Origin of the sequence: Kitasatospora sp. NPDC057512 (genome assembly GCF_042802135.1) — a bacterium.
GTDB lineage: Bacteria > Actinomycetota > Actinomycetes > Streptomycetales > Streptomycetaceae > Kitasatospora.
Genome location: NZ_JBHVET010000287.1, coordinates 1 through 9,714, shown reverse-complemented (window position 1 = coordinate 9,714; position 9,714 = coordinate 1). Strand labels below are relative to the sequence as shown.

The following is a 9,714-nucleotide window of genomic DNA, read 5'->3' as shown; positions in this document are numbered from 1 at the left end:
GGGCCGGGGCCGTCCGGCTGAGTAGGCTCGGGCGGGTGAGCACCCCACACCCCTTCCCCGACCTGCGCGGCGCCGCCACCGGCGTCGGTTCGCTGCCCGGCACCGACGCCCGGGAGGCCGCCAAGACCTCCACCGGGGCACTGGAGCACCTGCCGTTCCTGCCCGAGCTGCCCGCGCGCGGGCCGGGCGCGGACATGATCGGCCGCGGCGCCGGCCTGCTGGTCGAGCTGTTCGCCCAGACCGAGCCGAGCGGCTGGCGGTTCACCGACCGGCCCGGCCGGGACACCCGGCGCGCCCACTCCTGGCTCGGCGAGGACCTGGACGCGCTGGAGGAGTTCACCCAGGGCTACCAGGGCGCGCTCAAGGTCCAGGCCGTCGGCCCCTGGACGCTGGCGGCGAACATCGAGCTCAAGCACGGGGAGAAGGCGCTCTCCGACCCCGGCGCCTGCCGGGACATCGCCGGCTCGCTGACCGAGGGCCTGCGCCGCCACCTCGCGGACGTCCGCCGGAGGGTGCCGGGCGCCGAGGTGGTCCTCCAGCTCGACGAGCCCTCGCTGCCGGCCGTGCTGGCCGGGTCGGTGAAGACCGCCAGCGGATTCCAGCGGCTGCGCTCCGTCGACCGGCAGGTCGCCGAGGAGGTGCTGCGCGAGGTGGTCGGGAGTCTGGACGCGCCGGTCGTCGTGCACTCCTGCGCGCCGGACGTCCCGGTCCCGCTGCTGCGCCGGGCCGGGGTCGCCGGGATCTCGCTCGACTTCTCCCTCCTCACCGAGCGCCAGGACGACGACCTCGGCGAGGCGGTGGAGGGCGGCACGGTGATCCTCGCTGGTGTCGTCCCCGCCACTGACCAGGCAGTGTCCGACCCTGCCGGTAGTGTCCAGGGTGTCAGGACCTTGTGGCGCAGGCTCGGGTTCGCCCCGGAGCTGCTGGGCCGTCGCGTGCTGGTGACGCCGACCTGCGGGCTGGCCGGGGCCTCCCCGGCGTACGCGCGCAGGGCGCTGTCGTCCGCGGCGCGGGCGGCGCAGAGCCTGGTGGACAACCCGGAATGAGAACGTAGGAGGGCTTGCGGTGACGGCTGTCGAGGGCTGGGAGGACGTTCCGGCGGAGGTGCGCAGGCGGCACGCCGAGCTGGCGGCGGAGATCACCGACCACCGGGCCCGGTACTACGAGCAGGACGCGCCGGTCGTCAGCGACGCCGAGTTCGACGCGCTGATGCGGGAGCTGGAGGGGATCGAGGCCGAGCACCCGGCCCTGGTCACCCCGGACTCGCCGACGCAGCGGGTCGGCGGCGCCCCCACCGTGCTGTTCGCCGAGGTCGAGCACCGCGAGCGGCTGCTCAGCCTGGACAACGCGATGGACGACGAGGAGCTGGCGGCCTGGGCCGAGCGGGTCGCCACCGAGCTGCACGGCATCGACTACCACTACCTGTGCGAGCTGAAGGTGGACGGCCTGGCCGTCAACCTCACCTACGAGAACGGCCAGTTGACGCAGGCGGCGACGCGCGGCGACGGCCGGGTCGGCGAGGACATCACCGCGAACGTCCGCACCATCAAGGAGATCCCGCACCGGCTCAGGGGCGAGAACGTCCCGGAGCTGGTGGAGATCCGCGGCGAGGTGTACTTCCCGACGGAGGAGTTCGACGCGCTCAACGCCTCCTTCGCGGAGGAGAACGAGCGCCGCCGGCAGGAGAACGAGGAGCGCGCCAAGGAGGGCAAGCGGCCCCGGGCGATGATCCGGCTGTTCATGAACCCCCGCAACGCCGCCGCCGGTTCGCTGCGCCAGAAGGACCCGCACGTCACCGCCTCCCGCCCGCTGCACATGGTGGTGCACGGCATCGGCGCCCGGGTCGGCTTCGACATCGACAACCAGTCGCACGCCTACCGGCTGCTGCACGACTGGGGTCTGCCCACCGCCCGGCACAACAGGGTGGTGGGGACGCTCGCCGAGGTGCGGGCGTTCATCAAGCACTTCGGCGAGCAGCGGCACTCGGTCGAGCACGAGATCGACGGCGTCGTGGTGAAGGTGGACGAGATCGCCCTGCAGGGCCGGCTCGGCGCCACCTCCAAGTCCCCGCGCTGGGCGATCGCCTGGAAGTACCCGCCGGAGGAGGTCACCGGCCGGCTGGCGGAGATCAAGGTCGGCATCGGCCGCACCGGCCGGGCCACGCCGTACGCGGTGCTGGCCGAGCCGGTGAAGGTGGCCGGCTCGATGGTGCAGTACGCGACGCTGCACAACCAGGAGATCGTCAAGGCCAAGGACGTGCTGCTCGGGGACACCGTGGTGCTGCGCAAGGCGGGCGACGTCATCCCGGAGATCCTCGGCCCGGTGTACGACCTGCGGGACGGCACCGAGCAGGCCTTCGTGATGCCCTCGCACTGCCCGGAGTGCGGCAGCGAGCTGCGGCCGATGGCCGAGGGGGACATCGATCTGCGCTGCCCGAACGCGGAGCGCTGCCCGGCCCAGATCCGGGAGCGGATCGCCTTCCTCGGCGGGCGGCAGTGCCTGGACGTGGAGGGGCTGGGCTACGTCGCGGCGACCGCCCTGACCCAGCCGCTGGAGCCGGCCGAGGCGCCGGTGCGCAACGAGGCCGACATCTTCCGGCTGACGCGGGAGAAGCTGCTGCCGATCAAGGTGCTGGTCCGGGATCCGAAGACGGGCATGCCGAAGCTGGACGACAGGACGGGCAAGGAGAAGGAGGTCTTCTTCTTCGCCACCACCAAGGGCGAGCCGAAGAAGTCGCTCCAGGCCCTGATCGACAACCTGGAGGCGGCGAAGCAGCGGCCGCTGTGGCGGTTCGTCAACGGTCTGTCGATCCGGCACGTCGGTCCGGTCGCCGCGCAGGCGCTGGCCCGGGAGTTCCGCGACCTGACGAAGATCTTCGAGGCGAGCGAGGAGCAGCTGGCGGCCGTCGAGGGGGTCGGCCCGACGATCGCCCGCTCGATCCAGGAGTGGTACGCGGAGGAGTGGCACCGGGAGGTCCTCCGGAACTGGGAGGCGGACGGCGTCCGCTTCACCGAGGAGTTCGCGGACGAGGAGGAGGCGGAGCGCCCGCTGGAGGGGCTGACCGTGGTGGTGACGGGCACGCTGGCCGGCCACACCCGGGACGGCGCCAAGGAGGCGCTGACCTCGCGCGGAGCGAAGGTGACCGGTTCGGTTTCGAAAAAGACCGATTTTGTGGTCGCTGGTGACAACCCCGGGTCCAAGTACGACAAGGCTGTTCAGCTCGGCCTGCCGGTCCTGGACGACGCCGGGTTCGCCGTCCTGCTCGCCGACGGGCCCTCCGCCGCCCGCGTCCACCTGGGGCTTCCGGAGCCGGAGGGGGCCGGGGAGGCGACCGAGGAGCCCGTCGAGGACTGATCCGGAGCCGCCCCGATCGGCTGATGACCGGATCGGTGTTGTTATCGTCCTGATGCAACGTCACCGGGTGCCGCACCGTGAAAGCGGGCATTGTGTCACTGTGCGGCACCCGGGCGCGGTGGCGCGTTTCCGGTTGTCCGAAAGTCTGCCCACCGGGTGGACCCCGGCATACCCTGGAGCGCAACAGAGTGTCAGCAGGGGTGGGGGCACCGGCTGGGCCGGAGTTCCACGGGGTCGCTCCATGCCCGGCAGCTGTCGGTACCGGCACGGTGCCTCACCGTAAGGCGGCCTGACGGGGCGGGCCCGACGGAGGACAGGGCTTATGGATCGTACGACCGGCGGTGCGCCCACACGCCCGCCGCAGGGGGTGGCGGGTGCGGTCCTGCTGCTCGGCGTGCTGCTGGCCGGAGCCGCGCCGCTCATCCCGCTGGCCGTCCTGGTCTACCGCTACGAACCCGAGTTGCTGCCGCTGTTCGCCGTGCCCCTGGCGGTGCTGGTGGCGGCCTGGCGGATCGCCCGGGACCGCGCCCGCGACCAGCTGACCGACCCGCTGACGGATCTGCCCAACCGTCAGGCCCTGCTGCTGGCCGCCCAGGAGGCGATTGCGGAGTGTGAGCAGGGCTACAGCGTCGGTCTCATCCTGCTCGACCTCGATCGCTTCCGATCGCTCAACGACACACTCGGTCATACGGCCGGTGACCGGCTGCTGGTTCACATCGCCCGCCGGCTGCACCGGGCCCTGCGCTCCGGCGGCCCGGCCGGCAGCGCCACCCGGGAGTCCATCGACGACGTCTTCGCCGGCCTGCCCCGGCACTACCGCCGCGGCCGCCCCATGGTGGCCCGGATGGGCGGCGACGAGTTCGCCGTCCTGCTGCCCGGCATCAACTGCCCGGACAGCCTGGAGCGGGTCGCCAAGGCGCTGATCGCCGAACTGGCCGCCCCGATCCGGCTGGACGGGCTGCTGCTCGTCCTGGAGGCCAGCGGCGGCGTCTGCGTCTACCCGCAGCACGCCCAGGACGCCGAGTCGCTGCTGCGCCGGGCCGACGTCGCGATGGGCCACGCCCAGCGCGGCTGCTGCGGGGTCGCCCAGTACGACGAGACCCAGGACGCCGACACGCCGTACCGGATCGGGCTGTTGGGCGACCTGCGCCGGGCGCTGGAGACCGGCGAGGTGCAACTGCACTACCAGCCGAAGGTGGCCTTCGACGGCCGGGTGGTCGGCCTGGAGGCGCTGCTGCGCTGGGAGCGGCCCGGCCAGGGGAAGGTCTCGCCGGACGAGTTCGTCGGGCTCGCCGAGTCCAGCGGCCTGATGCCGCGGCTCACCGACTACGTGCTGGAGGCGGCCGTCGGCCAGCTCGCCCACTGGCGCGAGCAGGGTCTCCAGGTGCAGGTCGCGGTCAACGTCTCGCCGCGCGACGTGCTCAACCCCGGCTTCGCCCAGCGGGTGGCCGGCCACCTCGTCCGCCACCAGGTGCCGGCCCACGCGCTCCAGCTGGAGATCACCGAGCGGCTGCTGCTGGACGACTCCCGGCGGGCCGCCGACACCCTGGCCGAACTGCGCGGCTACGGCGTCGGGATGTCCCTGGACGACTTCGGCACCGGGCACTCCTCGCTGGTGCGGCTGCGCAGCCTGCCGGTCGGCGAGCTGAAGATCGACCGCTCCTTCGTCTCCCGGATGGTCGCCGACGACCACGACGCGGCGGTGGTCCGCTGCTCGGTGGAGCTCGCCCACTCGCTGGGCCTGACCGTGGTCGCCGAGGGCGTCGAGGACGACGAGACCTGGGAGCGGCTGCACTGCATGGGCGTGGACGCCGTCCAGGGCTGGCTGGTGTCGGCCGCGCTGCCGGCCGAGCAGGCCACCGCCTGGCTGCGGGTGCACCGCACCGGCGCCCCGCCGGTGGAGCGGCTCGGCGGCCTGCCGCCCCAGCTGCACGCCGGCTTCCAGCCGGCCCAGGGCGCCAAGCCGATCGGCCCGGCGGCCAGGCCGCCGGCGCTGCCGCCGACGCTCCCGCCGGTCCGGCCGCCGGTCATCCCGCCCACGCTGCCGCCGGTGGCCCAGGTGGTGCAGGCCGCGCACCGGGAGATCAAGCCGCAGGGCTGGGCCCGCACCCGGCCGCAGTAGCCCGCCGGACGCCACGGCCGGGCCGCGACAGGCGCCGGTGACGGCCGCCGCGGATCACTCGTTGGCCGGGGTACGGGACGGGCCCCATAGGATGGGGTCCAAAGACCACGAGGACGGAGCGCCGAACCCGGCTGCTCCTGCCCGGGCCCGGCTCCGCCCGCAAGGCACCGCCGGGTCTCACCAGAACTCACCCTGAGGATCGCTGCATGCCTGGCATCACGCGCGAGGAGGTCGCCCACCTCGCCCGGCTGTCGCGTCTTGAGCTGAAGCCCGAAGAGCTGGACCACTTCGCCGAGCAGCTCGACGTGATCATCGGCGCGGTCGCCCGCGTTTCCGAGGTCGCCGGACAGGACGTCCCGCCGACCTCCCACCCGCTGCCGCTGACCAACGTCATGCGCGCGGACGAGGTGCGGCCGTCGCTCACCCCGGAGCAGGCGCTGTCCGGCGCCCCCGCCTCCGAGGAGCAGCGTTTCCGTGTGCCGCAGATCCTCGGGGAGGACTGACCGATATGACCGAGCTGATCCGCTACACCGCCGCCGAGACCGCGAGCGCCATCGCCAAGGGCGAGGTGTCCGCCGTCGAGGTCGCGCAGGCCCACCTGGACCGCATCGGCGCCGTCGACAAGAAGGTCAACGCCTTCCTGCACGTCGACACCGAGGGCGCGCTGGCCGCGGCCAAGGCCGTCGACGACAAGCGCGCCAAGGGCGAGGAGCTGGGCCCGCTGGCCGGCGTCCCGCTCGCGCTCAAGGACGTCTTCACCACCAAGGGCATCCCGACCACCTGTGGCTCGAAGATGCTCGAGGGCTGGATCCCGCCGTACGACGCCACGCTGACCAGCCGTCTCAAGGACGCTGACGTGGTCATCCTCGGCAAGACCAACATGGACGAGTTCGCGATGGGCTCCTCCACCGAGAACTCCGCGTACGGCGTGACCGGCAACCCGTGGGACCTCTCCCGCATCCCCGGTGGCTCCGGCGGCGGTTCGGCCGCCGCGCTGGCCGCCTTCGAGGCCCCGCTGGCGATCGGCACCGACACCGGCGGCTCGATCCGCCAGCCCGGCGCCGTCACCGGCACCGTCGGCGTCAAGCCGACCTACGGCTCGGTGTCCCGCTACGGCCTGGTCGCCTTCTCCAGCAGCCTGGACCAGGGCGGCCCGTGCGCCCGCACCGTGCTGGACGCGGCCCTGCTGCACGAGGCCATCGCCGGCCACGACCCGCTGGACTCCACCTCGATCGACGCACCCGTCCCGGCCGTCGTCGAGGCCGCGAGGATGCGCGACATCCGCGGCATGCGGATCGGCGTCGTCAAGGAGTTCGCCGGCGAGGGCTACCAGGCCGGCGTGATGCAGCGCTTCGACGAGTCGGTGGAGCTGCTGCGCGAGCTGGGCGCCGAGGTCGTCGAGGTCTCCTGCCCGTCGTTCACCCTGGCGCTGCCGGCGTACTACCTGATCGCGCCCAGCGAGTGCTCCTCCAACCTGGCCCGCTTCGACGCGATGCGCTACGGCCTGCGGGTCGGCGACGACGGCAGCCGCTCGGCCGAGGAGGTCACCGCCCTGACCCGCGAGGCCGGCTTCGGCCCCGAGGTCAAGCGCCGCATCATCCTGGGCACCTACGCGCTGTCCTCGGGCTACTACGACGCCTACTACGGCTCGGCCCAGAAGGTCCGCACGCTCATCTCGCGCGACTTCGACGCGGCCTTCGCGGGCGTGGACGTCCTGGTCTCGCCGACCACGCCGACCACCGCCTTCCCGATCGGCGAGCGCGCCGACGACCCGATGGCGATGTACCTGGCCGACCTGTGCACGATTCCGTCGAACCTGGCGGGCAACGCGGCCATGTCGCTGCCGGTCGGCCTGGCCCCGGAGGACAATCTCCCGGTCGGCCTCCAGATCATCGCACCCGCGATGGCGGACGACCGCCTGTACCGCGTGGGCGGCGCCGTCGAGGCCGCACTCAACGACAAGTGGGGGCACACCCTGCTGGAGGAGGCACCGGCACTGTGAGCAAGATCGAGAAGGCCAAGGGCTCCGGCTCGCTGAAGGGCTTCAAGCACTCCAAGCCCGGTCTGTGGCTGTCCATCGGCACCAGCGCGTTCGGCGCGATCTCCGTCGTCAAGGACGTCCGCAAGGCCCGCGAGGAGAGCGACACCCTCAAGCTGGTCAACGCCCTGGTCGGCGCGGCCGCGCTGGTCACCGGCACCGCCCTGCTGGTGCGCGAGCTGCGCCGGCTGGGCTCCGACGACGTGCTGCTGGGCTGAGCTGAGCTAAGCGCCCCGGCCCGGCCCCGCGCGATGCGGGGGCCGGGCCCGTACCTCCCAAGCTTCAAGTGAGAAGGGACGCTGTGAGCGTCATGAACCTGGTCTCCTACGAGGACGCTCTCGCGTCGTACGACCCGGTGATGGGCCTTGAGGTCCACGTCGAGCTGGGCACCAAGACCAAGATGTTCTGCGGTTGCTCGACCGAGCTGGGTGCCGAGCCGAACAGCCAGACCTGCCCGACCTGCCTGGGCCTGCCGGGCTCGCTGCCGGTGGTCAACGCGATCGGTGTGGAGTCGGCCGTCAAGATCGGCCTGGCGCTGAACTGCGAGATCGCCGAGTGGTGCCGGTTCGCGCGGAAGAACTACTTCTACCCGGACATGCCCAAGAACTTCCAGACCTCGCAGTACGACGAGCCGATCGCCTTCAACGGCTACCTCGACGTGCAGCTGGAGGACGGCTCGACCTTCCGGGTGGAGATCGAGCGCGCCCACATGGAGGAGGACACCGGCAAGTCCAGCCACGTCGGCGGGGCCACCGGCCGCATCCACGGCGCCACCCACTCGCTGCTCGACTACAACCGGGCCGGCATTCCGCTGATCGAGATCGTCACCAAGCCGATCGAGGGTGCCGGCGAGCGCGCCCCCGAGGTCGCCAAGGCGTACGTCGCCGAGCTGCGCGAGGTGATCCGCTCGCTCGACGTCTCCGAGGCCCGGATGGACAAGGGCCAGATGCGCTGCGACGTCAACCTGTCGCTGCGCCCGAACGGCACCGAGACCTTCGGCACCCGCTCGGAGACCAAGAACGTCAACTCGCTGCGCAGCGTGGAGCGGGCCGCCCGGTTCGAGATCCGGCGCCACGCCACGGTGCTGACCGACGGCGGCACCATCGTCCAGGAGACCCGCCACTTCCACGAGGACGACGGCTCCACCACCTCGGGCCGGATCAAGGACAACGCCGAGGACTACCGCTACTTCCCCGAGCCGGACCTGGTGCCGGTGGCCCCCGCCCGCGAGTGGGTCGAGGAGCTGCGCGCCGCCCTGCCCGAGCTGCCGCGGGTGCGCCGCGCCCGGCTCCAGGCCGAGTGGGGCCTGTCCGACAAGGACATGCAGTCGGTGCTCAACGCCGGTGCGGTGGGCCCGATCCAGGAGACCATCGCGGCCGGTGCCCCGGCCGACCAGGCCCGCAAGTGGTGGATGGGCGAGCTGGCGCGCCGCGCCAACGAGACCGGCACCGAGCTGAGCGAGCAGCCGATCACCCCGGCGCAGGTCGCCCGGGTCGCCGCGCTGGTCGCCGAGGGCAAGCTGAACGACAAGCTGGCCCGCCAGGTCATCGAGGCCGTGCTGGCCGGCGAGGGCGAGCCGGACGCGATCGTCGAGAAGCGCGGCCTGGCCGTGGTCTCGGACGACTCCGCGCTGGGTGCCGCCGTCGACCAGGCCATCGCCGAGAACGAGGGGATCGCCGCCAAGATCCGCGACGGCAAGGTCCAGGCCGTGGGCGCGCTGGTCGGCGCGGTCATGAAGGCCACCCGCGGCCAGGCCGACGCCGCCCGCGTGAAGGACCTGATCCTGGAGCGGCTCGCCGTGGAGGGCCAGTAGGCACAGCCTGGAGAAGCTGGGTGCGGCCTAGGCCGTCGACCCTTCCTTCCTAAGGCGCCTAAGGCATCTAAGGCTCTCTAAGTAAGGCCTAAGGCCCCGTCTCACCTATGTATCTAGGTGAGACGGGGCCTTAAACCTTTTCTGGCGGCCGATCTGCGTCCGATCCGCGGCCGATCTAAGGCATCCCGGCCCCGGAAGATGCGGCAGGCTCCCGATGCGGCACCCCCCACTGGCGGAGGAAGCTCTTACCTGTCAGCAAGACGGAGTGGAAACCCGAGGGGGAACCGGAAATGATCGAGTACCAGACCTTCCAGCAACAGGCCCACGAGCTCGTGGCCCGCGCCGAGCACGAGCGCCTGGTGCGCGAGGCCAAGGAGGCCCGCCGCC

7 protein-coding genes are annotated in these 9,714 nt (G+C 72.2%); all 7 read left to right on the top strand.

Annotated features, from left to right (window positions below; all coding sequences use genetic code 11):
- Positions 1-35: 35 nt before the first annotated feature.
- The 7 genes from ACFU6K_RS19885 to gatB all read left to right on the top strand — a co-directional run bounded on the left by ACFU6K_RS19885 (position 36) and on the right by gatB (position 9,327).
- The gene (locus ACFU6K_RS19885) at positions 36-1,046 is read left to right on the top strand and encodes a methionine synthase (protein WP_380664733.1); all 1,011 of its coding nucleotides are present in this window, start codon (positions 36-38) and stop codon (positions 1,044-1,046) included.
- Positions 1,047-1,065: 19 nt separating this feature from the next.
- Entirely contained in the window at positions 1,066-3,354 is a 2,289-nt protein-coding gene (gene ligA / locus ACFU6K_RS19880) for an NAD-dependent DNA ligase LigA (RefSeq protein ID WP_380664731.1), read from the top strand.
- 322 nt (positions 3,355-3,676) lie between these two features.
- On the top strand, positions 3,677-5,476 hold the full coding sequence (locus ACFU6K_RS19875) for a putative bifunctional diguanylate cyclase/phosphodiesterase (RefSeq protein ID WP_380664729.1): 1,800 nt from the start codon (positions 3,677-3,679) through the stop codon (positions 5,474-5,476).
- 206 nt (positions 5,477-5,682) lie between these two features.
- Positions 5,683-5,979: an Asp-tRNA(Asn)/Glu-tRNA(Gln) amidotransferase subunit GatC gene (gene gatC, locus ACFU6K_RS19870; protein WP_049657766.1), complete on the top strand. Its 297-nt coding sequence runs from the start codon at positions 5,683-5,685 to the stop codon at positions 5,977-5,979.
- A gap of 5 nt (positions 5,980-5,984) precedes the next feature.
- Positions 5,985-7,478 carry an Asp-tRNA(Asn)/Glu-tRNA(Gln) amidotransferase subunit GatA gene (gene gatA, locus ACFU6K_RS19865; RefSeq protein ID WP_380664727.1) on the top strand — a complete coding sequence of 498 codons (1,494 nt, stop codon included), beginning with the start codon at positions 5,985-5,987 and terminating at the stop codon, positions 7,476-7,478.
- Positions 7,475-7,732, top strand: a complete 258-nt coding sequence (locus ACFU6K_RS19860; protein WP_380664725.1) for a hypothetical protein — start codon at positions 7,475-7,477, stop codon at positions 7,730-7,732. Before gatA ends, ACFU6K_RS19860 begins: the two co-directional genes overlap by 4 nt.
- An 83-nt stretch (positions 7,733-7,815) precedes the next feature.
- Entirely contained in the window at positions 7,816-9,327 is a 1,512-nt protein-coding gene (gene gatB, locus ACFU6K_RS19855) for an Asp-tRNA(Asn)/Glu-tRNA(Gln) amidotransferase subunit GatB (protein ID WP_380664723.1), read from the top strand.
- The last annotated feature ends 387 nt before the right edge of the window (positions 9,328-9,714 follow it).